We start from the raw sequence: 26,421 nt of genomic DNA, 5'->3' as shown, positions 1-26,421 counted from the left end.
TTTTAAAGTGATTACAGTGCGTAATACGTCAGGAAAATCGGAGTTTGAATAGACACAAAAATCCCACAAAGCCTTTATTTATGGGCATTGTGAGAGGTAGTGATTATATCGTGGCAACGATATGGCAACACTAAAACAATTTACCCATATGTATAAATGAAAAAACCTTACTGATTTTGAGGAGTCAGTAAGGTTTTTTTATGCTCTTTTATAAATCAATTAGTTTATGATATCCGTGAGTATTAGCCGGATAGTTGTATCTCCAATTATCGTATTCTTTCTTGGAGATTTCTCCGGCATCAAGCTTGGACTTCATCTTTGCCCAGGACTTTGCCTCATGACCTAAAGCGTCGTGGATGGCACCTAAGTCAAGGGTAACATGACTTCCTTCCTGTCTGACGGATATACCATAAATATCTTCAAGAGTGAACAGAAGCTGCATAATTCCCACATGAGTATCAATGTCAGGAACATTAATGGCCGCAGGAGAAACTTCCAAAATGGAAGAAAGAGTTTCAATCAAATCGTCCTTGGGAACACGTTTCTCTGCTTCATATTGAGCCATGCGGATATCAGCAGTACTTTCCTTAAAACCTAACTGAACTCCCAATTCCTTTTGAGTTAAACCTTTACGCTTGCGAAAAGTTCTAATTCTTTCACCAATTGCCATAACAAACCTCCAAATTAACATAAAAATTCCCAATGTGGGATAACTTAAACAAATTCGCTATGGTCAGTATAACATAGGTAAAAATGTATATCAAGAAAAACTTAAACAAAAAAAGTTAATTCTTCTATTGACTTAAACTAAAAAGTTTAATATAATGCACATTATCTTAAACAAATATGTTTAAGAAATATAATACAGGAGGAAAAAAACATGGAAAAGAACTTTATGACAGTCGACGATGTTGCCGAAGAACTTTCTGTTTCAAAGTCCAAGGCTTACAAGATTGTAAGACAGCTTAATAAGGAACTGGAAGAAAAAGGCATCATCACGGTAGCAGGACGTGTCTGTACTTCTTATTTCAGAAAAAAAGTAATGTACAGCGGTGATTAGAAAATATTTATTAAAGGAAGGTGATGAACATGAGCGTTTATTCTTACATGGCAAATAATAAGAAAAAATGGAGAGCTGTTTATCGCTATACTGACTTTACCGGAAAAAGAAGACAGACACAGAAAAGAGGCTTCAATACAAAAAGAGAAGCGGAGTTTTGGCTTGAAAATAAGAAGAAAGCCGAAAACGGACAATTGAATATGACATTTGGAAGTTTTTATGAAATCTACGAAAGGGACAAGAAGGCAAGGGTAAAGGAAACCACCTTTGAGACAAAATCATATGTGGCAAGAGATAAAATCCTTCCTTACTTTAAGGACAGAAGAATGGATGAGATTAAACCAAAGGATGTAATGGAGTGGCAGAATGAACTGCTTAATTACAGGGATGAAAAGGGAGAGCCTTATTCATCAGGTTACTTAAGAACAATTCACGCACAGCTTAGCGCAATATTTAATTTTGCAAAAAGATATTATGGGCTATCCACAAATCCTGCAGCAATAGTTGGAACAATGAAAAATGACGTTGAAAAGGAAGTGGAAATCTGGACAAAGGAAGAATACCTGAAGTTTTCGGAAGCAGTCATGGACAAGCCATTATCGTTTTATGCATTTGAAGTATTGTATTGGACAGGTGTTAGGGAAGGAGAACTACTGGCACTTACTCCGGCAGACTTTGATTTTGAAAATAACACAATGAGAATCAACAAGAATTATCAGAAGGTAAAGGGGCGTGAAATCATTACTTCTCCAAAGACAAAAAAGAGTAACAGGGTGGTGAAGATTCCACAGTTTCTGGCAGATGAGATTAAGGATTACATGAAATGCTTTTATGACCTGAAGCCTGACCAGAGACTTTTCTTTAAGTCAAAAGGGTATCTTGGACACGAAATCACAAGAGGCTCCAAGAAGGCAGGAATTAAGAGAATCAACATACACGCCCTTAGACATTCACACATTTCACTGCTTATGGACAGAGGATTTTCAGCACTTGACATAGCTGAAAGGGTAGGGCATGAAGCAATCAGCATTACTTACAAATATGCTCACATGTATCCAAACAAGCAGGATGAAATGGCAAGAAAACTTGAAGAGGAAAGGAGTCAGGAATAATGGAAAAATCATTGGACAGTCACGGTCGTTGGAGAAAGAAGATAGTAGCCTTCAGGGTTTCTGAGGAAGAGGCAAGGATCATTGATGACAGGGTTGCCCTGTCAGGACTGACAAAGCAGGAATACATTATCCGCAGGCTGTGTGAAAAGGAAATTGTGGTAAATGGAAATCCAAAGGTTTACATTGCCTTAAAAAACAGACTTAATGACGTGTACGAGGAGTTAAAAAGAATTACAGGTGCAGGTGAGGTTGATGATGTTTTGTTAGAGGTAATTGAACTAATCGGCATTACCATGAACGGAATGAAGGAGGATAAGAATAATGAATAATAAAACAACAGTGACTACCCTTAATGTATCTGTTGGAGCAGATAACGGGCAGTCACCAAGTGTTACCAAACACAGTAACAGTATAACAGATAATAATTGTGTCCGCAATTTGCAATCCACCGGTACCCCGGTGGGTGAAAATCTGGAAACAGTATCAATGGAAGAACTTTATGACACGGTATATCCCATTAAGAAGCCCTTGGTTGAGGATTTGATTTACAACGGAGTGTATCTGTTTGTCGGTGCACCAAAGGTTGGAAAGTCGTTCTTAATGGCTGAAATAGGTTTCTGTGTAAGTGCAGGAATTGACCTTTGGGGGCATAAGACCAATCAGGGAACAGTGCTGTATCTGGCACTAGAAGATGATTATGCAAGACTTCAACAGAGACTTTCAAGAATGTTTGGAATTGATGTGGCAGAGCATTTTTACTTCGCCACACGTTCCAAAAATCTCAATGAAGGTCTGGAAGAACAGCTTAAAGAGTTTCTTGTGGCGCATGCTGATACAAGACTTGTAATAATTGACACACTTCAGAAAATCAAGGAAATAAGTGGAGATAAATTCAGTTACGCAAACGATTATGACATCATTACAAAGCTAAAACACTTTGCTGATGAACATAACATTTGCATTCTGGTGGTTCATCACACAAGAAAGATGGATTCATCAGATGCCTTTGAAATGATATCGGGAACAAACGGACTGCTTGGTGCAGCTGACGGAGCTTTCATCATGCAGAAGGAAAAAAGAACTGACCTAAAGGCTACCGTTGACATAACAGGAAGAGACCAACAGGACCAGAAACTTTATCTTAAGTTTGACCCCAAGTTGTGTTTGTGGAAATTTGAAAAGGCTGAAACAGAGCTGTGGAAAGAGCCGGAAGACAAAGTACTTTCTGCTGTTAATACATATCTGATGGAAGCAGGATGTTTTCAGGGAACAGCAAGTGAACTGATGGACAAGATACCGGAGATTAATTTAGTTCCGAATCAGCTGACCAGACAGTTAAACATTAAGGCAGGAAGGCTGTATGAGGATTATGGCATCAGGTATGACAATAAGCGTTGTCACGATGGCAGAATCATAACATTGGAATATGAAAAAGAGTAAAGCGTGACGATGGTGTCGATGGTGTCGATGGTGACGATGTTTTATGGTACGTAAATCATCGTCACAACCGTCACGCATCGACACGGAACAAGATTGATTACAAAACAGTGAGGTTTGAAAATGAGCAAAAACAGAATGATAAGCAATGAATTAATGATGGCTTTGATTAAGTATCATGTATTAGACATAAAAAATAATGAAGAAATTAATAATCTTATAATTTCTGAATTGGAAGAAAAACTAAGCAAGATGTCAAGGCACGAGGATTACACAAAAAGTAAAATGGCACCTACAAAAGAAGAGAGGGAAGAGTACAGACAGAAATATCTTGAAGCCGTTGGAATGCACTGGGACTTTAGATGGTAGTAACAGCTTGCAACATAATTAGATTTCCCGTTGATAATATCAATACCTGCAAGTGACACTTGCAGGTTAAAGAATAATCAGGGAGAACCAAAAAGGATTGGTTACAGTTAAAAGTTAGTGACATCATGTCACTAAGAACCGCGGGACCCGGAGTCCCGAGGTTAAACATAATATAGCTGCCATTACAATTACAGCAACCACTAAATGCCATTTGACAGGTTATGAGTAAAGCATTGATAGCAGCTATATAAGCCCTCGGCAGAGCCCCCGCAGTTGTGTCTATGACAGAACTGCTAGGGGGTTATCAATTATGGCAGAGCCAAATTGATAAGAACCACCCGTTTTCAATATGCCTAGGGCAGACAACTAAAGACTAACAACGTGCAGGTGTCACCGCACGTATCAAAACAATAAAAGAAAAAAGGAGTGAGATTATGGCAGGATTATCATATTCAGCGCACCTGAGTCAGAAGAACAGTGCCATTAACAGCAAGGCAAAACTCTCAGGTGTTGCAAAGCACAATTTACGAAAGTACCGCTCCTTGGAATACGATAAGGAGAACATTGTAATTTTATGGGGTACGGATAAATTAGTGCAGGATGTAAAAAAAGTATATAAGGAACAGTTTGACGAAGCAGTCAGGGAATATAACAAAAAGCAGACAAGGGATGACAGAAAGATTGATGATTATTTTGAAAAGACAGCAAAGTCAAACAAGGACATGGCAGTGGAACTTATTTTTCAGATAGGAGACAAGGAGTTCTGGGATAAGAATCCTGACAAGCGAAGAAGGATGGATGTTGCATTTAAGGAAATGCTTAATATGTTACAGAAGGAAGCACCAAATCTTGTTGTGGCAAATGCAGTAATACATTATGATGAGGCAAGCCCACACATGCACGTGGTGGCAGTTCCCGTAGCTGACGGATTTAAAAAGGGAATGTCAAGGCAAGTGTCAAAGAGAAAGGTATGCACAAAGGAATTTCTTGAAAAAGTACTGCAGGGCAGAATAAGAGAATATGCAGAGGACAGGTCATTCACATGGATTGGAGAGTTCCTGAAAGGAAAAGAAAAGGGCAGAAATAATGATTTACAAGTTGCAGAATATAAAACTCTGGCAGAAACAAAAAAAGCAAATCAGTTAGCCAGGGAAAATGCTGAATCTGAACAGGAACTTAAGGAAACGATGATTAAGCAGATAGCGGCTGAAAAAGAATTAGCAGACATGTATGAGGAATTAAAAATAGTTGAAAATGTGGCTGACTTAGGAAAAAATGTGAAAAAACTTGAAACCATGATTAGAAAAGGACCGGACAATCCAAAGGAAATCATGTCTGCCAAGAATTATCGGGAAAGGATTGTCATTCCATTTATAGATAAAATGTATGATGCATTTAAAAATGTGGTTAAATTTGCAAAGGGATGTTTTGCGCAACTTAAGGAACTGACAGAAAAATATAATGAACAACTTGAAGTAAATGAAATGCTAAGGAAACAAAATAGCAGACTAAGAGAAAGCATTGATGAGCAGGAAAAAGAGATTGACGGACTGTATAATGACAGGAAAAAACTTGGATATTTTAAGAAATTCCTGAAGAGGGGGGATTACAATAAGGTAATTGAAATGGGTGAGGAAAATTATAAGAGAAATGTTAGAAGCAGGTAACGTATGTGATAGTATAAAAATATATAGTTAGATATCAGACACAAAAATTAGTATAACCAATACTATGTACTAAAAAGAATCAATCATATTGTAATATGATTGATTCTTAAGTTAGTTAAGTATAAAGATTTATTTTTTTGTTTTTCGTTGCTTAACGACAATATCGTCTCCGATTGCTTTTTTAGCAGTGAAATTTCCTACGTGGTCATCAAAAAATAAATCTTTTTCCCATACTTCTCCAGTTGTAATAGAGTAAATAGGGTATATTTTTATTGTTACAGGATATTTGTAAGTATTACTCCAACTTATACTAAATTTATTTGTTTTGGTAACGTTGTATCCCAACTGTGCGTTTAATATTTTTGATGTAACTCCACCAGATGCAGAAAATGTGTTACTTATGCTAACGCTTTCTGAAATTTTTACTTTTCCAGCAGGTCTTTTATATTGTCTTAAGACATTACTTTTATCTGTTTTTCTAGTTACTTTTTTGTTTTTTATACAATAATCATCACCAAAATATAATGTTTGTATCATAGCATTTTCGTTAGGAACATCGATATGTCTGTATATTTCTATTACATCTGGATCGTATTTCAATCCCATTGATTCTTGGTATTCTTTTATTTCCTGTTTATTTGTAATATGTATAGTTCCTTCCTGGAAAAATTAATTTGTTTTTGTAGCTATTTCAGCATTTCTAACTTTGTCATAAGTCAAATTATCTCCAAATGTAGCTGCGGATGAATTAATAGAAATACATAATGTAGTAATCATACAAATTGTAATTAAGCTTAATAATTTCTTCATAGTGTTTTACCTCCTGTTATTTGTTATCAATCTTTAATTTCCCGAGAGAATAAAAGTATTGCACACGCGATATAAATAATTGATATAACGATTTCTAAAAAATTCAGTGAAACAAAAGGTTTTGTATTTATTTCATATAATGATTTTATGCAAAATATCATAATCATTGCATATCCAATTAAGGTTAATAAGATATTTTTCTTGGATTTATTTTTCTTTTTAACAATAAAAAAAGAAAAAAATGTAAATGATAACATAAACAAAAGCAATGCTATATTAACAATTCCATACAAATTATAATAATCGATGAACCCTATAAAACCTGTATACCAGGTTCCAGATTCTGCCTGTCTGGCAATGGGAGTTGGAAAAAATGTTGATATTAATTTTATTAGTATAAGGAAAATGATCGAAACAGTCATTCCAGATCCAGGCAATATGAATTTGAGATGCCTTTTGATTGCAGTGGATTTTGTGCCTACATTTTTATTATTTGCAATCTTATTGTGTTCGTTACTAAACTCCTCCTCAAATTGGTCTTCCTTATCATCATTCATAAGATAATCTAAAGAGCAATCAAAAAAATTGCTTATCTTTACTAAATTATTAATATCCGGTAGGGTTCCCAGTTCCCATTTTGAGATGGCTTGTCTGGATACACATAACTCAGAAGCTAGTTGCTCTTGCGACAAGTTATTATCCTTTCTTAATTTTTGCAATTTACTAGAAAACGTCATTATTTATATCTCCTCTCCTTCTTGTTTTTTGTATAGTACAATAACTCAAGCTACCAAATTGCTTAAAAAGTGAGCACCCCCTATCTCGCAATCTATAAATTTTGATATGAGTAAATGTACTGTTACAAATTTTAGTGAAAAAATGAAAATCCTCAACCATTTAAAGTTGGAATTTGCGCAACTCACAGTAGCATCTTGCCTATTTTAGGCGTTTCTCTTGTATTTTTCGTATGTAAATTCTATACATTTGCAATTTATAATATCATAAATATTAGGAGAGATTCAAATTATTTTGAAGCATTTACCTTCGAGAGTATCTATTAATTTTTTATCTGAAGTGTAAAAAATTAAAAATATTTTGCAAGGATTTCTGTACGTTGTAAAACAAGAGAAGATAGAGAAAGTAAGAAAGTATATTGATTAGTGGCAAAAAATAAACCAAATTGAAGATAATAAAAATAACTTAATGAAATAAGAGATAACTTATGTTATAATACCCTCGTGGCAACACTATGGCAACACGAAATCAGAAGGATAATACAAATAATATAATATAGGTAAGTTAACAGATAAAAACACACAAAACTTAAACAAACATGTTTAAGTCGAACCCGGTACAAGCCGAGTTTGAGTAGCCGAACATATGTTCAAATACTCCGATAAATAAAGGCTTTGAGACATATAGGCTTTAAAACGTGAAGTCAATATGCAGTAAAGCCCCATAAATAAAGGATTCTTTAAAACTAAGACAGTTTTAAGGAGTCCTTTTTTAGTGCAAACAGCTAGGAAAAATGGGCATCCTGGCTGTTTTTTTTGCAAAAATAGTAAGCATTTTATGCCGCCGGAGAATTGATTAGCAAGTTTGAATGGAGGAAATAAAGATGTTTACATTACCCACAATAGATACAGTTGGTACAGGAATAAGAATCATGGATTTAAGAAAGAAAGCAGGATTACCTGTCAAAGATTTACAGATGATGCTTGGATTTGCAACTCCAAATGCAATATACAAATGGCAGAATGGTGCTGCAATGCCAACACTGGATAATTTGATCGTGTTGGCAGCAATATTTAACGTACCTATTGACGACATTATCGTTATTGATAATAAAACGAACATGCAAATAGGTGCATGAAAAAATGCAGACTCAGATAAATGAGTCTGTGCAAGGTCCCCTAGTCTAAAGGTTAGGACGCAGCCCTTTCAAGGCTGAGATGCTCGGTTCGAGTCCGGCGGAGATCATTATGGCTCCTTCGTCTAAAAGGTTAGGACGACAGTCTCTCAAGCTGTAAATGTTGAGTTCGAATATCAAAGGAGTCATTTTATGGGTAGATCGCATAGTGGCAATTGCAGCGGACTGTAAATCCACCGACTTCGGTCTACGTTGGTTCGAGTCCAACCCTGCCCACTTTTGCACATATAGCCAAGTTGGAAAGACAACAGACTGCAACTCTGTGAGGCGTAGGTTCGAATCCTACTATGTGCTTATTGCCCTTTAGTTTATTTGGTAGAACGCCAGATTCTGACTCTGGTGGAGCGGGTTCAAGTCCTGCAGGGGCAGTTGATTGTCTCTTAGTTTATTTGGTATAACATCAGATTTTGACTCTGAAGGGTAGGTTCAAATCCTGCAGAGGCAGTTATATCAAATGGGAGATGGCTCCCATTTGATATAAGCTCCGTGAGGATTGCAGAAATGCACATTTCGCAGCAAGAACGCTGAAGCGTTCTTGAATTTTGGAAAGATGGCCCAATGGTAAGGCAGCACATTGCTAATGTGTCGTACAGAAATGTATTGGGGGTTCGAGCCCCTCTCTTTCCGTTGCTACTAAAAAAGAAAAATATATTTAGATTTTGCAGAGTCAGACGGATTGTTTGGCTCCTTTTTGTTGTCATCATGACAGCAAAAAAGCTATTTTTAGTATGTGAATAAAAGCCCATAATAACGTTTGTTATAATAAATTATATATGGTAAAACCATACATGATTTAAGACATATGATTTCACCATATTTTATGTATGGAAATTTGGGGGTATCGCTTCTTGAAAAAAAGATGTAGTATGAAGATAAGCCGATAATAAATAAACAGGAGAAAGCGATGTTTAAGGTTGAAGATAATAAGAAAAAGACAGGAAAATATCTGAAAAAATTAATATTAGATAAGTATAAATCTCAGAGACAATTTTGCAAGGCGTTTCTTGAGATGCGCGATGGTAAAGTAGATGAAGCATTACTAGAAAAATTCACCACTAAAATATCTGCAATAACAAGAGGAGAGGGAACAGTTCAGACTTATGATCTCCCAATATTCTGTGAACTTCTAGACGTGTCCTGTGAACAGATTCTTAGTGCCGGTAAATGTTATAAGCCGGTAAAAAGTCATATTACAAATTATGAAGTGGCATTCTCAAAGGATAAAAAAGTCTGGGAATCATATATGAACCGAGAGGATAAACTGTTTTTAAATTATGATGAATATGGTAAATCTGTGGTTGATTATGCTCTCGAATTTCATAACTATGATTTCATTAAGTATCTGATGAAAACAGGGCATCTTAATTTTGTGGATAATAGTAAGTGGGAGAGAGAATTTACTTTTGGTCTGTCGACTGACATTAAAAGACGAGAGATTGGATATAACGATATTTGGCCGATAGCACACAGATTAGGAGTACCTGAAAGTTTAGTATATGAAGAACGATTAAGGACAAAAGCTATAACTTTAGCTATTGAAAATCATGATTATGAATGTTTGGAAGAATTAAAGGCAAGAATCAATCCAGCAATATATAACTTAACTATATTCGATAACCGTGGGGAGTGGTTAGAAGAGCAAAGGGATGATGAGTTGATTGAAACAATAGCAAATGCGGATGAAAAAATAATTGACTATTATACAGAAGAATTCGTAATTGAGGACATTAATAAAAGAGAACACACTTTTATGTTTCCGTATTTGAATAGAGTTGTTGCAATTATGATTAAAAATAAAAATCCAATGGTTGGAAGTGTATTAGATAAAGCTATTAAGCATAACAGGGATGCTTTGGAGCAATTGAAACAGCAATTAGACGAATATACAGATATTCTTTATCGAGAAAGAACGGCTATGTTTAACGATAAGGATGACGATGAGTTAATCAAAGAATATAAAGAACAACGTCATCGTGAGGCTGAGTATTGGGCTAAGCAGGGATTATATTATAAAGAAGATGATGGAATGCTTTCTTATCATTACAGTCCGGATAAAAGAAAATTTGAAGGAATGCTAACTAATATTATCTCGGTGGGTTGTAAATCAAAGGACACTGAAATTGCTGAAAAGATAAACGAATTAAATGGATTGGTAAAAAATATTATTGAATTAGGTAAACATGAATAGGAAAAACGAGCGCAGGAGGTGGAACGGCATGAGTATTTTTGATTTAGAAGATGGCGATTTTATCTTTGGAAGCGGAGATACTGGATTTGATTCAGATGGTCATATGATGAGCAGAATGTCTGATAATATGGCTCTTGATCTGGACACAGGAGAAATACATATGGTGTCAGGCTGGGATGATGACGATGAATATGATTGGTAAAAGAAAACTAACGTATGGTTAGGGAGTCAAGATTTAATGTCTTGGCTCCTTTTTTATTGCCATTGTGACAATGCAAAACTTGTCCCTCCTACCCCACAAAAACAGCCAAACTTGTCCGTGCCACTTTTAGGAGAATTCGTAAAAGCGTGTTATCATAGTTGTATCAGAACCGGAGCTGATAAAATCAAAAAAGAAAAATATTAAACGCCAAGAAATGACTCAGACGTGAGTCATACTCTTGGCGTTTTTGCGTGATAAGCCATCACGCGACATAGACATGAGTAGGCTAGCATACGGAATGTCTATGGCATGTGATGGTCAACAGACACCGAAATGTAGCGAAGCGGAATTGAGGTTGCTGTTGGAAAGCGAAGCTTTCTTATCAGAAAAAGAATTTGTTAGGAGGACACATTTTATGAATTACGAAGAATTTAAAGAGAGAGTTCAGAACGAATTCAAAGATAATCTCGGTGAAGGAAGAGAATATTAGACCTTAAGAAATTTACACAGGATATGATTGTAAGCAACGGGAAAGATGGAATTTTCAAGATTTAACTATGTTAGAGGAGAGAAAATTGAAGAACAGATTTAAGATTGGAGACCACGTGTATATAGTTGAATGTGGGCTGTATGCAAAAGAGGTGGTAATCGTCGGTATAGCCGGGGGATTTTATCAGATTTGTTTTACTGATAGACAAGGTTCTCTCAGACTTAAAGAGTCCAAGCTGTATGCGACGAAAGAAGAAGCAGAGTCCGTGTGGAGTTCCCACCGGGCCGCAACACAGAAGAAAATTACACAAGAGAGAAAAGGATTTCATTCTCCTTATGCTTATGAATGGTAATTACGCAAAGTTCCGTGTGATGATTGCCAGTCAAGAATCATAGCTATAAGAACGAATTAATTGTCAGAAATATTGTATAGTATTTCTGACATATAGAAAAGTAAATAGGTCCACCTGATAAGGGCATGCAGTTACCTTTGGTTTCTTGGTAACTGTAGGAGCACCAGAGACGCAGGGGAAAAATCAGTCAGAAGTTATTAACTTACTGGTTTTCCCTTAGCGTCTCTTTTTTGATGCACAAACCTGCCGGTAATATTTGTGCTTGCACAAAATATTACTTGGCGGGTGCAAGGACAGTGAGAAACTTTGTTTCGAACTGTATTTGAAGGACTTGTTCCTTCAAATGGAACCAACTCTGTATTTTCGTTATCAGGTGCAGAACATATGACCTTTCTGGTCTTTCCCAGAAAAGATTAAGTTATGTTATATTACGATGTTAAAGAAAGTGGAAAGAGAATGAAGGAATTAAGAAGAGCGTGTGGACACACGCAGGAGACAATGTCAGAGGCACTTGGTATCAGTCTTGATGGTTACAAGCAGATTGAGAGAGGCAGAAACGGAGCAAGTATTGATACATTGCTTATGATTGCAGAAGAGCTTAACACAACTGTCGATTATCTTATTACCGGTAGAAATTGCGTAGTAGTAGAAGCTGAAAACAAAGATGAATAGGGGGGAGTACCACTCCCTCTTAATCAACTTAAAGTTGGGTTAAGATAAAGGAGGTTCAAGAAAGAACTCACCGCCTTTCAAAAGCGTGTGAGAAGTTTCTACTATATCAGACATGGTAAATCCGGAAATTTGCTATGAGCCAGTTGCAGTAATGCACTGTGAATCTGAAATAGTTTGCAATACCGGAAGGCATATTGGTTGCCTTTGCATATACTGATGACGGTCAGAGGAAAGAAACGTTTGGATTGACTTTTGGCGTTGTTTAATCAATCTTAAATGCACCAGACGTGGTGCAGCATGCATTAAGGATATTACAGGAGAGTACATTATGGATAAGAAATTTGAGATTGGAAATAAGATTAGAGAAATAAGAATTAAGAAGAATATATCAGTTTTTGAGCTGGCATATAGAACAAAAACAAGTCAGTCGCATATTTATCAGATAGAGGGTGGCGCACAAAACATGAGCATAGAGCTACTATTTAAAATTGCAGATACACTGGAAACAGACCCTAATACAATATTGGGAGTAAAAAACACTGTGGCTTCTGTAGATGAAGCATTGAATGAATTGCCATTCGAAATGAAGTCAAAACTTTCAGTATTATTTGGAGCAATGATAAATCAGATAAAAGAGCAGGAAACAACTAATTAGACAAATAGACGGTATGCGTTGATTATCGTTCGTCAATTCATATCATATTTGAATAGATTCTTCCTATTTATTTCTCAGAGGACCTTCAGGTGTAGACCTGGAGGTCTTTTGTATGCTGTAAAATTATCCTTCATTGCAATAATGTATAAAATTGATTATATATTATTTGCAATATATGGTAAAATAAGCATATTAAGTATATGAATTATAAACGGAAGCATAAATAAGAGGAGATTTAACATTGAATACTAAAACAGATAAAGCAAAACTAAAGGAATTTTTACTTAACGTGCATGAAAAACATGTTATTGAATTAAAGAAGGCAGCAGAGTTACCAAAAGCATTTTGGGAGACATATTCTTCTTTCTGTAACACATGCGGAGGAATGATAATACTGGGAGTTGAAGAGGCAAAACCGAAAAATATTATTTGTGGTGTTAAGAATGTTGAAAAGACTTTAACAAGTTTATGGGACCAACTTTCCAATACAAATAAGGTAAGTTACAGAAATATAAATAATGATGATGTGAATACATATGATATAGATGGGAATATTGTAATTATAATAAATGTAAAAGAAGTTCCGGAAATGGTGAAGCCTGTGTATATAGATAATAAAATAGAAAATTCGTGGATACGAACCGGTGATGGAGACAGAAAGGTTACTAAAGAAGAATTAGCTAGCCTAATAAGAAATGCTCAACCATGTCAGGATAGTTTGGCAGCTGAACGGTTTACAATGGATGACTTGGATTATGATTCTATAATTTCATACAAAGAAAAAGTTCATAAAAGATATCCAAAGAAGAGATATAACGAAATGAATAACGAGAAATTTCTGACTGAAATTGGAGCTTGTTTCGTTGACAGAAATACAAATGAGTTAAAGATAAAAAAGGGAACGGTTTTGTTTTTGGGAAAATGTAATTCGATAAAAGAATTATATCCTCGATATCATGTGGATTTTTTTAACAGACGTGGAAATAATCCCAGATGGATTGACAGAGTAACTGATGATGAGCCTAGTGACTATGAAATGAATCTATACAATTTTTATTCAATTGTATATGAAAAAATGAAAATGTTGTTGCAGGAATCATTTAGTTTAGATAACGAGCAACTAAGAATTCCAATATCTGATTTTGATGAAACGTTAAGAGAGTGTTTAGTTAACTGCATTGCACATGCAGATTATATTCAAGGATATCCGTCAACAAAAGTTGATGCGTATGATGGTTGGTTTAGTTTTATCAATCCGGGAAAAATGTTGGTTTCAACAAAGCAATTCGCAATAGGTGGAGATTCAAGACCAAGAAATGAAGTTATAATGAAGTTACTTAGACTTTTAGGAGCATCTGAAAGACAAGGATTTGGAGGACCTCTAATATATAAAAATGCAAAGAAAAATGATTTCAGAATGCCAGAAATAACAACTAATATAGAACGTACGGAATTAAAGGTTTGGAATTTGGATTTAGTGGATTCATATCCGAATTTGACGGAAGATCAAAAGAACGTATATCGCATTATAGTCAAAAGTGCGAAACCTCAATCTGTGAATAAAATAAAGGAAACTTTAGGAATGACGGAATACAATGTAAGAAAATGCATTCAGAGCTTAGAAAGTGAAAACTTAGTTAGAAAGATTGGTAATGGTTCGTCAACAAGATATATAGTTGAGATGGAAAGTGTAGAATATTTAACACAATTACAGATGGCTATGGATACTATTAAAAAAGTATTTCGTTAAAAATCTCGTGTAAATCTTGTGAAAAAATATAAAAAATGGCCAGAATTCCTTTATAATAAAGGAAATTTGTCTCGTGATAATCTCGTGATAATCTCGTGATTATAATTTATGGAGAGATTGAAAAGTTTGCTAAACATGTATGAATATTGTGATAATGCATGGTTGAGGTTCGCGATAATTATACATAAGCAGATTTTAGAAAAGATGGATATAAATGTAGGATATAGCACAGAATAGGTTGCAAATAAAATAGGATTAAATGAACCGAGAACAAGATAGTTATTGAATAAATTAGTAGATATGGAACTAATTAGTTTGTGAGAAAATTACAAAGAAAGTATTATAGAGAATAAATATATTTTAATTATATACGATAATTATTTGTTTACAAAAGCATAGGTATTAAATATGGATAATGAAGAATATAAAGAAGATATACAGAAATTGTCTGTAGAGGCAATATATAATAAATATATTATTAGTGGTGATATATGGTATTTTAGAAACAAATATGGATATAATTGGTTTGAAGAGTATGACAGATTTAAGATGTTTATTTCAAATAAATTAGGAGTACACTATAATGATATCGCAGTAGCAGGAAGTGCAAAACTGGGTTTTAGTTTAAATCCAAAAAAAAATTTTAGGGCATTTAATGATGAATCTGATATAGATATAATTGTAATTTCGCAGAAATATTTTTACCTTTTTTGGGATTCTTATCGAAAAGATTCGTACGCTGAAATAAGAACGCCATATTTTAATAAAGTATGTTTTAGTATTTTTAGAAAATATATTATATTTGATGGATTTTCTAAGACAAATCCAGAATATTTGAAATGGCTAAAAAAAACGCAAGGTTTTGAAAAAGATTTACAATTAGATTTTGAAATTGAAAATGATATACATTATAGAATATTTGAATCGTGGGATGCTGCAAAAGATTATTATATGTCAAGCATTGCTAAAGCAAAAAAAATAATACAGGAGAAATAATATGATAATAAATGATATGATAAAATATGAGAATCAAACAATAAAGTGGATAGCCACAGAATTTAATAATGGAAATTTGTACGTTGATGATAGTTTTCAGAGAAGATATGTATGGCTAAAGAAGCATCAGATAAGATTAATAGAAACGATTTTGATGGGATATGTAATTCCAGAAATATATATTTGGAAAGTTGGAACTAATCCCGATACAGGGGACACTAAATTTAGTATTGTCGATGGACAACAGAGAATTGGAGCAATAGTGAGTTTTTTAAATGGTGATTTTAAATTGAATAAAGCATATTTGAGTGAGAAAAATGCAAATTATTCAGGAAAATATTTTTCAGAATTGACGCCAACAGAAAAAGAAAACATTTGGGGATATAGTTTATCATTAAGGAAAATTTTGCAAGACGTTAAAAGAGAAGATATTGTTAATTTGTTTCTAAGATTAAATTCAACGGATAAGTCACTTAATCCGCAGGAATTACGAAATGCAGAGTATGATGGCTTATTTATAAAAAATGCGATGGAAATTGCTCGGTTTGATTTTTGGCAGAAATATAGGGTATTTAGTGCAGACGCATTAAGAAGAATGGGTGATGTAGAATTTATAAGTAGTCTATTAATATTTTTAAGAAAAGGAATAGAATCAGAAATAACACAGTCTGGAATTAATCAGATGTACGACATGTATAATGACCAGTATGATGAAGCAGAGGAAGATAAAACAAATGTAGAATGTATACTTAATCAGATGGATAAAATAGTTGCAAAAGATGAAAGCGGAGAGTTTGCAAAATTTGTAAGGAAAAATACACATTTATATACTATTTTTATAGCTATATACAAAATATTGTTAAAATATAAAAATATGTCAGGCGAACAAATAAAAAACATTATTGAGTTTTATAGTAAATATGAAAATAGTTATGACAAAATTTCGATGGAGTATAGAGAACTATTTCAAGAAGGAACACGAGCAAAAGCAAATAGAATAAGGAGGGTGAAGATTTTAAGTGATGTAATTGAAGGCAAAATAAAGATCTAACTATAATAGTTATTAGCTAATAAAAATGATAATATAGTAAAAATTAATTTAAATTGTTCTAAGCATTCGCATATTTTTAATATTATATATCCTTAGAGTAAGGTTAAAATATATCAAGAATATACTATGGGATATTTGGAAAAAGTAGACAACAATATTCAATTGGAAAATAATAAAGTAACAGTGCAATGTATTATAGGATTAATAAGAGTAATAATTTGTAATAATAAATGTAATAATAAATCAGGTACTTCTACAAATAACCTTTGACTTATTGTTAAACATAAACTATACTATAACCAAAGGAGGTATACATATGGCAAAGATGGGAAGACCAAAATCCGACAATGCCAAGGAGCGCATTGTTGCTGTAAGACTTACAGATGACGAACACAAAAGACTTACTATGTATGCCGAAAGACATTCACTAAATATGTCCGACGTTCTGAAAAGTGGGTTATACAAGATACTTGAAAACCAGGAAGAAGATGAACAATAAATATAGACAAATTTAGTTAAAGAAGTTTAGGTGGCTACCAATTGGCTACCACTTAAGCGATTAATCACAACAATACAAGTAAATGTAAACAAATTCGATTATATAAAGTGCCGATTTTAAAGTGATTACAGTGCGTAATACGTCAGGAAAATCGGAGTTTGAATAATGCAAATTTTGCATCACAGTGCTTGTGGACTGGAGGGATTAACATGACCAGTAATTGGTATTATATGCCTTGTATACAGGAAATTGGATTCGCATACACAAAGAGTTGGACAACGGTTGTGGAACAAAGAAAGTATGTAAAAAAATACTTTAGTAATAAATCATTTAAAATTGTAAAAAAAGTAACAAAACAGCAAATGAAAAACTATATAAATAGATTTCATCCAAAAGTTGGTGATATGATATATTTTTATTCCAGTAAAAAGAAACATTATTCTCATACAGCCATAATTTCTTCGGTAACAGCAGATAAAATTAATTATGCTGCACATTCAGACAGTCGTTTTAATAAGGACCTTCGAGAACCGTTACAAGGGGATTATTACGATCATGTTGAGATATGCCACATAAAGGAGAGAGGAAGTTTGTATGAATAAAAAAAAGATAATATGTGTTACGTTATTAATAATATCAATAATAACAATAGTTATTATATATCCTGTAAGATTTTTCTATTTAGATCAAATAGGAGATATTTTTACTAAAACAATTTTGACTGAAAATTGTAATAGCAAATATATTTCTGAAGAAGATAGTAAAAAAATCCTAAATAACATATATTGGGATGATAAAAATCACATAGTAAAATCAGTAGAATGTTCATATGACAATGAAAACTGGATTAATAAACATGTTAAAGTAGCTGTTTATCTTGAAACTAGTGAAGGGAAAAAAGAAGTATATTATAAATGTTATTTCAAAATTGTTGGAGTCAATATATATATTACACAAATTGGAATTTATTTAGATGAAGAAGGGAGTGTGACAGATTTAGATTAAATTTAATTTAATCTAAAATATATAATCTACATAAATATGACTTTTGAAACGGTAATAATATACCGTTTCAAGAGTTATGACATCTGGTACATGTATGATTCAGCTAATAATGTTATCGGCTTTGAATACAGCCAGTTAAGTGAGATAAACGAAACATTAAAAAACACAAGAATCTATTATGAAAAGAACCTGCAGGGAGATGTGACAGGTCTGCTTGATGCCAGAGGAGCAGAGATTGCTTCATATACATATGATGCATGGGGAAATGTCATCACAGATACAGAAAAGAGTTTCTGTTATGAAGGATATGAGGTTCCCTTTGAGTTAAATCATGTATTGTACAGAGGATACTACTATGACAGAAGTTACACTGATACTGAAAGCGATACAAATCTTTATTATCTGCAGAGCAGATATTACGATGCAGAGGTGGGAAGATTTATAAATGCAGACAGCATATGCAATCTTGGGATTAGTGGAACAGTGTTCGGATTTAATTTATATTCGTATTGTGACAGTAACCCTGTAGTTTATCAGGATAAGACAGGTGAAGCACTAATAAATGTTGTATTTGCAGTTATATTTGGCATTGCAGGTTGGCATTTTGGTGGTTGGGTAGCATATAATGTTGTAAAAAAGAAAAATTGGAAGTATTGGGCACTTAGATCAGCTATTGCCGTTGGAGGAGCTGCAATCGGTTGGCTTGCAGGAAGTTTGCTAGCAAAAAGTGTTGCATCATATTTAAAAATGTATCCAGATGTTGTTTTTAAAATGACGGCAAAGATAGGATCAAGTTCGTTTTATTCGATAATGAAACTTTTAGGAATAAATCCATTTACCCTTTCCATGGATTCAGGCAAATTTATTGGTGTGGCAAGAGCATTAAACTCACAGAAAATAACACTTTCATATGAGTGGGCAGTTAATTTATATAAAAAAGCCACACAATTTGGATATATGATGTGACCCCAAAAAGTTAGACTTTTATTGCGTAACAGGTTTTAATATCTGTTACGCATTTTTTATGCAACCAAGAGGCTGAGTCTGTATTGGACAGGACTCAACCATCCTATTTTTTCTTTAATTCTTTTTTCATTGTAATATCTTATATATTTTTCAATTTCAGTTTTCAATTCTTCATAACTGTAATAAACAGTTCCATAGTATATTTCTTGTTTAAGCAGACCAAAGAAATTTTCCATGACTGAATTATCAAGGCAATTACCTTTTCGTGACATGCTTTGAAATATTTTCTCTTCTCTAAGTCTATGTGAATAAGCTTTCATCTGATATGCCCATCCCTGATCTGAGTGAAAGGTCCTTCGAAATGGGCAGTCAGAAGTTACCTCAATGGCTTCATTTAGTGCATTCATCACATTTGCTGCTGAAGGACGTTTATCTATTCCATAACTTATTATTTCACCATTGAACATATCCATGAATGGATCTAAATATAGCTTATGCATTGTCATTTTACCTTTAGAATCTACTTCATAGTATTTAAACTCTGTTGTATCAGTTGTAATCTTCTGATGAGGTATATGTGTATTAAATCTTCTTTTGATTCTATTAGGAGCAACCGTTCCAATTCTACCTTTGTAAGAACTATATTTACGACTCTTCCTCGTAAATGACATCACCTGAAGATTATATTTCTGCATAATGCGTTGAACCTTCTTCTTGTTCACGATATAGCCTTGATTACGGAGTTCACCACACATGCGACGGTAGCCATAATCTTTGTTACGTTTATGTATTTCATGAATCTTTTCTTCTAATTCTATATCTGGATTTTCTCTATCAAATCTTTTTTGCCAATAAATATATGTTGCCTTTGGAAAACCAACAACTGCGAGAATGTCTTTTAGTTTGAATTCTCCCCGGAGGCTTTGGACGATTCTCGCTGTTTTTTCAGAAGAGCTTCCTCCTCTAAACGCAGCCTCCTCAGTTCTTTTAAATATGCATTCTCTATTCTAAGCTTAAGAATTTCATCTTCAAGTTCTTTTACATGTTCAGTACTGGTATCAACCGGAACTGTAGTTGTATCTTGTTCAATATTTAACTTTTTGTTTGATGTACCCAATGTTTTCCTGCAACCTTTCTTATGTGGTCTCAATGCATCAGGACCGGCGATCTGGAAATCCTTTACCCACTTACAGATTTGAGAGGGATTATATATTCCTTCACGAAGAGCCAGCTCCTGATATGAGAGTTCGCTTGTTAAATATAATTCTACAACAGAAAGCTTCTTTTCAAAAGAGTATTTATCTTGTTTTCGCGAACGCATAAGTCCTTTGTCACCATGAGTTTCATAATTCCGAACCCATTTCTTAATGTTTGGCCAGGCAGGTACACCATATCGTTTGGCTAAGTATTTATAGCCACCTTCACCGCTAAGATATGCTTCAACAACCTGCTTTTTGAATTCATAACTGTATTTTGCCATAAAAATACCGACCTCCAATCGTTAGATTTTTAGGTCTAACTTTTGGGGGTCGGTACATTAGTCACATTGGAGCCTTTTTTTCTTTATAGGAAAGACCGTAGTTGGCGTTCTGGTAAATTGAAAACAGCCTTCCGGGTGGCGGGCATAGATTCCACTATATCGAATCATTTTAAAGAACATGTGGGAAATAACACTGGCAACAGAATGGAAAAAAAAATGAAGCAAAAGAAAAGCCCACCTCTCAAGATTGAGGGGCGCGGGGAGTTGAATAGGCGAAGCATGCTTTTTATTAGTGGTATCTGAATTTTAGAAAGTATATGCGGCAAACAACATTTTTGGTATACTGAAGTATATTTTAATTATTATATGGCATAAGTGATAGGGCATTTTTATGTTAGGTACAGTTAGGTTGTAGTTGAAAAGGAGGACATTATGACAAAGAAAGGAAAACTAAGAAAGGGTATCAGTATTCTACTTGCAGTATGTATGGCTCTCCCTGTGGGATTTGTTGCGAAAAGCGAAACTGTGCATGGAAAAGTGATAGATGCAGATACAACAAAAAGAGAATTATGGTCTACATCCTTTGAATCAGCAGATGGATTTAAAACTTCTACAGTAGATGATAAGAAGGGCACAGCCAATATTACAACAAATGAACTAAGCTATCAGATAAATGGAAATTTATCCGGTGAAATCGAGAGTTACTCGGGAAGTGCCGCGAAAAATGATAATGAAGTTTTGAAAAATTTGTTTGACGGAGACTCTGGAACAAAATATTTAACTGATGTAAAGCCGTCGGAAGTTATTGTAAAACTAAAGAGTCAACGGGTTATAAAATCCTATGCGATAACTTCTGCGAATGATGCTCCCGGAAGAGACCCTAAGAATTGGAGTCTTCAGGGTAGAAATTCGGATAATGAAAGCTGGGAAACCATCGACAATAAAACAAATCAGGTGTTTAATGGCAGATATAAACAAAATTATTTTGAATTGGATAACAGCAAAGCATATAGCCAGTATAGATTGCGGATTACAGCAAATAAAAATGGTGGTTCCATGACACAATTTTCAGAGTTTATTCTTGCAACAGGCAAGTGTCAGGAAGTTGGTGCTTCTATTAGCAGAATGAATAGTAATATTACTTCCGGACCGAGCGATGCATGGAATCAAAAATCCAATGTGGGTTGGACAGGAAGCCACTCTCTTGTATGCAAGGGAGTTCATGTAGGAACTGGTCATGCATATTCTTATAATGTTATTTATGACAACTTGAATATTACAGTAAGTGATAATACAAATTTAAGATATGTAATTTTTCCTTCCATGTCTAATGGAGACGAATATGACTATGAATATACACAGATGCATATGGCGGTGGATTTAAAGTTTAAGGATGGAACTTATTTAAGTGAGTTAGGTGCAATTGATCAAAATGGAAATAAGGTGGATGCACAGTCTCAGGGAGATAGTCGTACACTGGTGGCACAACAGTGGAATGAAATTTACAGCAAAATTGGTGATGTGGCAAAGGGAAAAGTCATTGAAAAGATTTTGGTTGTGTACGATATGAAAGCTCATAATGCGAGGGCTTTAGCAAAATTCCAGACATATTTTGATGACATTGAAATATATAATCAGGATTATCCGGTATATTCTCATTTATCAGATTATGTAAATATTCTAAGAGGAACGAACAATACAGGAAACTTCTCCAGAGGGTTGACAATTCCGGCAGTAACAGTGCCAAACGGATTCAACTTTTGGATTCCTGCAACCAGCGCAAGCAGTAATACGGCTTATGAATATCAGAAAACAGATGAATTTCGTTGTATGAGAATAAGCCATGAACCGTCTATATGGGTTGGTGATAGAGGAACCTGGCAATTTATGGTAAATACCAGCAAAGATTATAATACAAATGACGATTATGGATTGGGAACGTTAAAAGCAAACTTTAGTCATAATAATGAGGTAGCAAAAGCGCATTATTATAAAGTTTCTTTTGATGGCAATGGAGGCGATGCAGCAAATTCACAGATAGAGCTGACACCGACATCTCATGGCGCAGTGGTACGGTTTACTTATAATAACACGGCAAACAAGAGTGTTATCTTTGATTGTGCCAATGGTGGAAGTAGGACCGAATATAGCGGAAATACATTTAAAACATATTCTGACCATACAGGGAATGGTTCGAAGCGTATGTACATTTACGGAGAATTTAGTGAGACTCCTAAGGGAACTAAAATAAATGACAGGAAAAGTATTGCATCCTTTAATTCCAATAGAGTTACAATGAAACTTGCCACATCATACATCAGCTATGATCAGGCAAAGAAGAATTTGGAGCTTGAAATTGGGGGAGACAGTTTTGAAACGGTTTATAACAAGGCACAGTCTAAATGGGATAATCAGCTTGGAATTATCACAGATGTTAAAGGCGCAAATTATGAACAGTTAGTTACACTTTATTCTTGTATTTATCGTATGTATTGTTATCCAAATCTTATGTCAGAAAATACAGGGTCAAACAGTAATCCGGTTTGGAAATACAAGAGCCCTTACAAAGATGATAATGCAAATCCTGTGGAGGGAAAGATTTATATTAATAATGGTTTCTGGGATACATATCGTACTGCATGGTCAGGGTATGGACTGTTTACACCGTCCAAAGCAACAGAGTTGTTAAACGGTTTGGTACAGCATTATAAAGATCAAGGATGGCTTCCAAGATGGATTGCACCAGGTGGAACCAACAGTATGGTGGGAACAAGCAGTGATGCTATTTTTGCCGATGCAATGGTGAAGGGCATATCATTTGATTATGAAAATGCATACAGGTCCGCATTGAGAAATGCAGCTACTGTATCCGATAACCTTACAAATGGAGGAAGAAAGAAATTAAATGTTTCGAACTTTATTGGATATGTACCTGCTGATGAAAATGAAAATTTCTCATGGTCCATGGAAGGATATATTAACGATTACGGAATTGCTCAGATGGCAAAGAAATTGGCAAATCAGACGAACGATGCATCAAAGAAAGCAAACTATATGTCTGAATATTACTACTATCTAAACAGAGCAAAGAACTATTCCCTCTTATTTGACGATTCTGGTCAGGATGTCACGTCAAAATGGTTGAGAGGAAGAAAAGCTGACGGTTCTTTGAATTTAGGAAACAGTGACAATAATACGGGATTTAATCCATTCTGGTGGGGGGCAGATTATACAGAAACCAATGCATTTAACATGGCAGTTTCTGTACCACAGGATGGAATTGGACTAGCAAACTTATATGGCGGTCGCGACCAGCTTGCGGACAAGCTTGATACAATCTTTACAACTGATGGAGGATATATTGGATATGGCGCCATGGATGGTGTTGGTGGTATTCATGAACAGAGGGAAGCAAGAGAAGTAAAACTGGGTCAGTATGGACACAGCAACCAGCCGTCCCATCATATTCCATATATGTATCTGTACTCATCCCGTCCGTGGGAGACACAGAAGTATGTAAGAGATATTCTTGCAAGATGTTATGCAGGAAGTACCTTTGGGCAGGGTTATATTGGTGATGAAGATAATGGTGAAATGTCAGCATGGTATATATTGTCTTCCATCGGCTTTTATCCATTGTCAATGGGAAATGATGAATTTGCTATCGGTTCACCACAGTTTAAAGAAGTAACTGTTAATTTGGAAGGAAATAAAAAACTGGTAATTAAGGCAAATAACAATAGTAAGGAAAATGTGTATGTAGACAGTATGTACGTTAATGGAGAAAAGTATGATAAAACATTTATAAAATACAAGGATTTAATTAAAGGTGGAACAATTGAATTTAATATGTCCTCAACACCTAATAAAGAGCGCGGACTTGAACAGGATAGCCTTACATCCATAACTACAGATGACAATAAGCCGCAAGTATATACGGACTATTCAAAGGATGCCAATAAGTCTTCAAGTACAGGAGTGACTACATTGGATAACTTATTTGATGATAATTCAGATACAGAGACAAAGGTTGATAATACAACTACACTTATGTTTAAGTTTACCGATAAAAAAGCTGTAAGAATGTTGACTCTTACATCATCAAAATCAGGAAGAACACCGGATAGGGCAAAGGTGTATGGCGCTAATGAAGATGATAACTGGGTTTTACTGGGAGACTACCATGACAGTGGCAGCTTGTTCTTTAATATTTGGGGCAAGTATACAAGACCATTTGGAATAAGTGCAGACAAAGTGGGCAAATACTCAAGATATAAAGTTGTTCTTACAGGAACAGATGCTTATTTGTCAGAAGTTGAGATGCTGGGATATAAGAATAACGGAATATTAAAGAGTGATTTAAAAAATGCCATTGATGTAGCAAAATCAATAGACGCCACAGGTGAATATCTGCCTATTGCAAAACGTCTTGAAAATAATTTAAAAGAGGCAAGCAGTGTGTATGCTAATGGAGAAGCATCAGATGATGAAATTCTAAAAGCTTATCAGTCATTGGGTAGAATTGTGGACATTGAGAAGAAGACAATTAAAATACATGATGCAAGCCAAGTAGAAGCAGAAGAGTTTGATGCAAAGTCCGGCCATATAATTAATGATGGCAAAAACATTGGTGGAGTGGAAAATAATACATGGGTAAGATATGACAGTGTGTACTTTAACGGTTCGGCATCTCAGGTAAGCTTTAACTATTCGGGACAAAAGAGCGATGCAGGCGGATATGCACAGGTGTATATAGACAGCAAGGTAGGAGAACCTGTAGCAACTATTAATCTTCCGGTTACAGGAGATCATTGGAGTACATATACTACTGTAAGTCAGCAGCTTGAAAAATCCATAAGTGGTCTTCATAATGTATATATTGTATTTAAGAATGATGGCTCACATAAATATGTGGCAAATGTTGACAATATTGCTTTTGATGTAAAAAGTGTTGGGGAAAAGGATAATATTCCATCAGGATATACAGCAGCAACAGTTAATCAGTGGACACCATCAGGTAAATGGGAATGTTACTTTGGAAACTTGAGTGGAACGGCTTCTGGATCATATAAGTGGGCATCAGACGCAGACTATAATATTTATGTTGATAAGGCAAACAAAGGAAAAGCATGGTCAGTACAGGGAAGTTATACAGATAACGTAACAAGCGGACATACATATAAAGTAACAGTAGATGTTACTGCATCAAAAGCATGTTCAATTGGTATAAAAGAAGATCTTTCAAATAAAAAGGATCCACAGGTATATACAGATATACCGGCAAATGGTACAAGAACTTTAACAGGAACATACACAGTAACAAACAACCAGATAAAAGTAATGTTTGAGTTAGGACAGAATGTTGATGCAGGAACAAATATTAACTTTAAAAATATTAAGATTGAAGATACAACTGCCTCAACAACAAAGGAATCAACAACACCAACAATAGCAGCACCTACAACGGTTGCGCCAACAACAGAGGTACCAACAACTGTAGCCCCAGCGACAGGGGGACCAACAACGGTAACTCCTACTACAGAGGCACCAACAAAAGTTGCTCCTACTACAGTAGCCCCAACAACGGTGGCACCTACAACGGAAGCCCCAACAACAGAGGCACCTACTACAGTAGCCCCAACAACAGAGGCACCGACAACAATGGCGCCTACAACACAGAGTAAAACTTCAACAGTAGCAATTGGAGAAGGAAGCGATGTAGGTAAGGTT

Annotated in this window: 26 protein-coding genes and 6 tRNA genes; 27 read left to right on the top strand and 5 right to left on the bottom strand. The window is 34.9% G+C overall.

Features of this window, described 5'->3' with window-relative positions:
* Positions 1-208 precede the first annotated feature (208 nt).
* Positions 209-691 carry a helix-turn-helix transcriptional regulator gene (locus tag DW006_RS08335; protein WP_243002604.1) on the bottom strand — a complete coding sequence of 161 codons (483 nt, stop codon included), beginning with the start codon at positions 689-691 and terminating at the stop codon, positions 209-211.
* Positions 692-880: 189 nt separating this feature from the next.
* Between DW006_RS08335 and DW006_RS08330 the strand changes: the two genes are divergently transcribed.
* The 6 genes from DW006_RS08330 to DW006_RS08305 all read left to right on the top strand — a co-directional run bounded on the left by DW006_RS08330 (position 881) and on the right by DW006_RS08305 (position 5,645).
* Positions 881-1,060, top strand: a complete 180-nt coding sequence (locus DW006_RS08330) for a helix-turn-helix domain-containing protein (protein WP_021952314.1) — start codon at positions 881-883, stop codon at positions 1,058-1,060.
* Between the two features lie 29 nt (positions 1,061-1,089).
* Positions 1,090-2,172, top strand: coding sequence for a site-specific integrase (locus DW006_RS08325; protein ID WP_117999860.1), 1,083 nt, complete (start codon positions 1,090-1,092; stop codon positions 2,170-2,172).
* Positions 2,172-2,501: a hypothetical protein gene (locus tag DW006_RS08320; protein ID WP_117999859.1), complete on the top strand. Its 330-nt coding sequence runs from the start codon at positions 2,172-2,174 to the stop codon at positions 2,499-2,501. The genes DW006_RS08325 and DW006_RS08320 overlap by 1 nt, the downstream gene beginning before the upstream one ends.
* Positions 2,494-3,612, top strand: a complete 1,119-nt coding sequence (locus DW006_RS08315; protein WP_117999858.1) for an AAA family ATPase — start codon at positions 2,494-2,496, stop codon at positions 3,610-3,612. Before DW006_RS08320 ends, DW006_RS08315 begins: the two co-directional genes overlap by 8 nt.
* A 120-nt stretch (positions 3,613-3,732) precedes the next feature.
* Complete coding sequence (locus DW006_RS08310) at positions 3,733-3,978, top strand: complexin-2 (protein WP_243002603.1); 246 nt, start codon at positions 3,733-3,735, stop codon at positions 3,976-3,978.
* A 434-nt stretch (positions 3,979-4,412) separates the two neighbouring features.
* Positions 4,413-5,645 carry a plasmid recombination protein gene (locus DW006_RS08305; protein WP_117999857.1) on the top strand — a complete coding sequence of 411 codons (1,233 nt, stop codon included), beginning with the start codon at positions 4,413-4,415 and terminating at the stop codon, positions 5,643-5,645.
* Positions 5,646-5,774: 129 nt separating this feature from the next.
* On the opposite strand, the gene DW006_RS08300 is transcribed toward DW006_RS08305, so the two are convergent.
* The 3 genes from DW006_RS08300 to DW006_RS08295 form a co-directional block, all read right to left on the bottom strand.
* Positions 5,775-6,251, bottom strand: a complete 477-nt coding sequence (locus DW006_RS08300) for a hypothetical protein (RefSeq protein WP_117999856.1) — start codon at positions 6,249-6,251, stop codon at positions 5,775-5,777.
* 63 nt (positions 6,252-6,314) lie between these two features.
* The gene (locus DW006_RS12045) at positions 6,315-6,455 is read right to left on the bottom strand and encodes a hypothetical protein (RefSeq protein ID WP_158561097.1); all 141 of its coding nucleotides are present in this window, start codon (positions 6,453-6,455) and stop codon (positions 6,315-6,317) included.
* 26 nt (positions 6,456-6,481) lie between these two features.
* Positions 6,482-7,192: a helix-turn-helix transcriptional regulator gene (locus DW006_RS08295; protein WP_117999855.1), complete on the bottom strand. Its 711-nt coding sequence runs from the start codon at positions 7,190-7,192 to the stop codon at positions 6,482-6,484.
* A gap of 881 nt (positions 7,193-8,073) precedes the next feature.
* On the opposite strand from DW006_RS08295, the gene DW006_RS08290 reads away from it, so the two are divergent.
* The 20 genes from DW006_RS08290 (at position 8,074) to DW006_RS08200 (ending at position 19,211) form a co-directional block, all read left to right on the top strand.
* The gene (locus tag DW006_RS08290) at positions 8,074-8,328 is read left to right on the top strand and encodes a helix-turn-helix transcriptional regulator (protein WP_117999854.1); all 255 of its coding nucleotides are present in this window, start codon (positions 8,074-8,076) and stop codon (positions 8,326-8,328) included.
* Between the two features lie 34 nt (positions 8,329-8,362).
* Positions 8,363-8,435 (top strand) — tRNA-Glu (locus DW006_RS08285).
* Positions 8,436-8,519: 84 nt separating this feature from the next.
* Positions 8,520-8,601: transfer RNA gene (locus DW006_RS08280), tRNA-Tyr, on the top strand.
* Between the two features lie 5 nt (positions 8,602-8,606).
* Positions 8,607-8,679 (top strand) — tRNA-Cys (locus DW006_RS08275).
* A 3-nt stretch (positions 8,680-8,682) separates the two neighbouring features.
* A tRNA-Gln gene (locus DW006_RS08270) sits at positions 8,683-8,754 on the top strand.
* A 5-nt stretch (positions 8,755-8,759) separates the two neighbouring features.
* Positions 8,760-8,830, top strand: a tRNA-Gln gene (locus DW006_RS08265).
* Between the two features lie 99 nt (positions 8,831-8,929).
* Positions 8,930-9,012 (top strand) — tRNA-Ser (locus DW006_RS08260).
* Between the two features lie 277 nt (positions 9,013-9,289).
* Positions 9,290-10,573, top strand: a complete 1,284-nt coding sequence (locus DW006_RS08255) for a hypothetical protein (RefSeq protein WP_117999853.1) — start codon at positions 9,290-9,292, stop codon at positions 10,571-10,573.
* 28 nt (positions 10,574-10,601) lie between these two features.
* Positions 10,602-10,775 carry a hypothetical protein gene (locus DW006_RS12155; RefSeq protein ID WP_243002602.1) on the top strand — a complete coding sequence of 58 codons (174 nt, stop codon included), beginning with the start codon at positions 10,602-10,604 and terminating at the stop codon, positions 10,773-10,775.
* 277 nt (positions 10,776-11,052) lie between these two features.
* Complete coding sequence (locus tag DW006_RS08250; protein ID WP_147337643.1) at positions 11,053-11,265, top strand: hypothetical protein; 213 nt, start codon at positions 11,053-11,055, stop codon at positions 11,263-11,265.
* Between the two features lie 85 nt (positions 11,266-11,350).
* Entirely contained in the window at positions 11,351-11,617 is a 267-nt protein-coding gene (locus DW006_RS08245; RefSeq protein WP_117999851.1) for a hypothetical protein, read from the top strand.
* Positions 11,618-12,037: 420 nt separating this feature from the next.
* Complete coding sequence (locus tag DW006_RS08240) at positions 12,038-12,289, top strand: helix-turn-helix transcriptional regulator (protein WP_117999850.1); 252 nt, start codon at positions 12,038-12,040, stop codon at positions 12,287-12,289.
* A gap of 328 nt (positions 12,290-12,617) precedes the next feature.
* Positions 12,618-12,944, top strand: a complete 327-nt coding sequence (locus tag DW006_RS08235) for a helix-turn-helix transcriptional regulator (RefSeq protein ID WP_117999849.1) — start codon at positions 12,618-12,620, stop codon at positions 12,942-12,944.
* Between the two features lie 241 nt (positions 12,945-13,185).
* Positions 13,186-14,694, top strand: coding sequence for an RNA-binding domain-containing protein (locus DW006_RS08230; protein ID WP_117999848.1), 1,509 nt, complete (start codon positions 13,186-13,188; stop codon positions 14,692-14,694).
* 408 nt (positions 14,695-15,102) lie between these two features.
* Positions 15,103-15,690 carry a hypothetical protein gene (locus DW006_RS08225; protein WP_117999847.1) on the top strand — a complete coding sequence of 196 codons (588 nt, stop codon included), beginning with the start codon at positions 15,103-15,105 and terminating at the stop codon, positions 15,688-15,690.
* Position 15,691: 1 nt separating this feature from the next.
* Complete coding sequence (locus DW006_RS08220; RefSeq protein ID WP_117999846.1) at positions 15,692-16,741, top strand: DUF262 domain-containing protein; 1,050 nt, start codon at positions 15,692-15,694, stop codon at positions 16,739-16,741.
* Positions 16,742-17,057: 316 nt separating this feature from the next.
* The gene (locus tag DW006_RS08215; protein ID WP_117999845.1) at positions 17,058-17,240 is read left to right on the top strand and encodes a hypothetical protein; all 183 of its coding nucleotides are present in this window, start codon (positions 17,058-17,060) and stop codon (positions 17,238-17,240) included.
* Positions 17,241-17,398: 158 nt separating this feature from the next.
* On the top strand, positions 17,399-17,842 hold the full coding sequence (locus tag DW006_RS08210; protein WP_158561096.1) for an amidase domain-containing protein: 444 nt from the start codon (positions 17,399-17,401) through the stop codon (positions 17,840-17,842).
* Complete coding sequence (locus tag DW006_RS08205) at positions 17,835-18,245, top strand: hypothetical protein (protein WP_117999843.1); 411 nt, start codon at positions 17,835-17,837, stop codon at positions 18,243-18,245. Before DW006_RS08210 ends, DW006_RS08205 begins: the two co-directional genes overlap by 8 nt.
* 90 nt (positions 18,246-18,335) lie before the next feature.
* On the top strand, positions 18,336-19,211 hold the full coding sequence (locus DW006_RS08200) for an RHS repeat-associated core domain-containing protein (protein ID WP_158561095.1): 876 nt from the start codon (positions 18,336-18,338) through the stop codon (positions 19,209-19,211).
* Positions 19,212-19,267: 56 nt separating this feature from the next.
* Here the strand turns inward: DW006_RS08200 and DW006_RS08195 are convergent.
* Positions 19,268-20,691 (bottom strand): IS3 family transposase gene (locus DW006_RS08195; protein WP_243002601.1). Its coding sequence is split into 2 segments (ribosomal slippage): positions 19,268-20,202 and positions 20,202-20,691, totalling 1,425 coding nucleotides; the frame shifts between segments, so codons are not numbered across the junction.
* A gap of 432 nt (positions 20,692-21,123) precedes the next feature.
* Between DW006_RS08195 and DW006_RS08185 the strand changes: the two genes are divergently transcribed.
* Positions 21,124-26,421, top strand: a 5,298-nt coding sequence (locus tag DW006_RS08185; RefSeq protein ID WP_117999839.1) for a GH92 family glycosyl hydrolase, incomplete at its 3' end; no start/stop codon positions are given.

The sequence above is a fragment of the Eubacterium sp. AF36-5BH genome (assembly GCF_003460505.1).
GTDB lineage: Bacteria > Bacillota > Clostridia > Lachnospirales > Lachnospiraceae > Eubacterium_G.
This window is presented reverse-complemented; position numbering and strand designations above follow the sequence as displayed.

Coding starts and splice junctions, on each gene's coding strand:
- DW006_RS08255 (WP_117999853.1), top strand. CDS start 9,290: ATGTTTAAGGTTGAAGATAATAAGAAAAAGACAGGAAAATATCTGAAA.
- DW006_RS08335 (WP_243002604.1), bottom strand. CDS start 691: ATGTTAATTTGGAGGTTTGTTATGGCAATTGGTGAAAGAATTAGAACT.
- DW006_RS08325 (WP_117999860.1), top strand. CDS start 1,090: ATGAGCGTTTATTCTTACATGGCAAATAATAAGAAAAAATGGAGAGCT.
- DW006_RS08315 (WP_117999858.1), top strand. CDS start 2,494: ATGAATAATAAAACAACAGTGACTACCCTTAATGTATCTGTTGGAGCA.
- DW006_RS08310 (WP_243002603.1), top strand. CDS start 3,733: ATGAGCAAAAACAGAATGATAAGCAATGAATTAATGATGGCTTTGATT.
- DW006_RS08295 (WP_117999855.1), bottom strand. CDS start 7,192: ATGACGTTTTCTAGTAAATTGCAAAAATTAAGAAAGGATAATAACTTG.
- DW006_RS08290 (WP_117999854.1), top strand. CDS start 8,074: ATGTTTACATTACCCACAATAGATACAGTTGGTACAGGAATAAGAATC.
- DW006_RS08235 (WP_117999849.1), top strand. CDS start 12,618: ATGGATAAGAAATTTGAGATTGGAAATAAGATTAGAGAAATAAGAATT.
- DW006_RS12155 (WP_243002602.1), top strand. CDS start 10,602: ATGAGTATTTTTGATTTAGAAGATGGCGATTTTATCTTTGGAAGCGGA.
- DW006_RS08240 (WP_117999850.1), top strand. CDS start 12,038: ATGTTATATTACGATGTTAAAGAAAGTGGAAAGAGAATGAAGGAATTA.
- DW006_RS08330 (WP_021952314.1), top strand. CDS start 881: ATGGAAAAGAACTTTATGACAGTCGACGATGTTGCCGAAGAACTTTCT.
- DW006_RS08250 (WP_147337643.1), top strand. CDS start 11,053: ATGAGTAGGCTAGCATACGGAATGTCTATGGCATGTGATGGTCAACAG.
- DW006_RS08225 (WP_117999847.1), top strand. CDS start 15,103: ATGGATAATGAAGAATATAAAGAAGATATACAGAAATTGTCTGTAGAG.
- DW006_RS08205 (WP_117999843.1), top strand. CDS start 17,835: ATGAATAAAAAAAAGATAATATGTGTTACGTTATTAATAATATCAATA.
- DW006_RS08300 (WP_117999856.1), bottom strand. CDS start 6,251: ATGGGATTGAAATACGATCCAGATGTAATAGAAATATACAGACATATC.
- DW006_RS08215 (WP_117999845.1), top strand. CDS start 17,058: ATGGCAAAGATGGGAAGACCAAAATCCGACAATGCCAAGGAGCGCATT.
- DW006_RS12045 (WP_158561097.1), bottom strand. CDS start 6,455: ATGAAGAAATTATTAAGCTTAATTACAATTTGTATGATTACTACATTA.
- DW006_RS08200 (WP_158561095.1), top strand. CDS start 18,336: ATGTATGATTCAGCTAATAATGTTATCGGCTTTGAATACAGCCAGTTA.
- DW006_RS08305 (WP_117999857.1), top strand. CDS start 4,413: ATGGCAGGATTATCATATTCAGCGCACCTGAGTCAGAAGAACAGTGCC.
- DW006_RS08320 (WP_117999859.1), top strand. CDS start 2,172: ATGGAAAAATCATTGGACAGTCACGGTCGTTGGAGAAAGAAGATAGTA.
- DW006_RS08220 (WP_117999846.1), top strand. CDS start 15,692: ATGATAATAAATGATATGATAAAATATGAGAATCAAACAATAAAGTGG.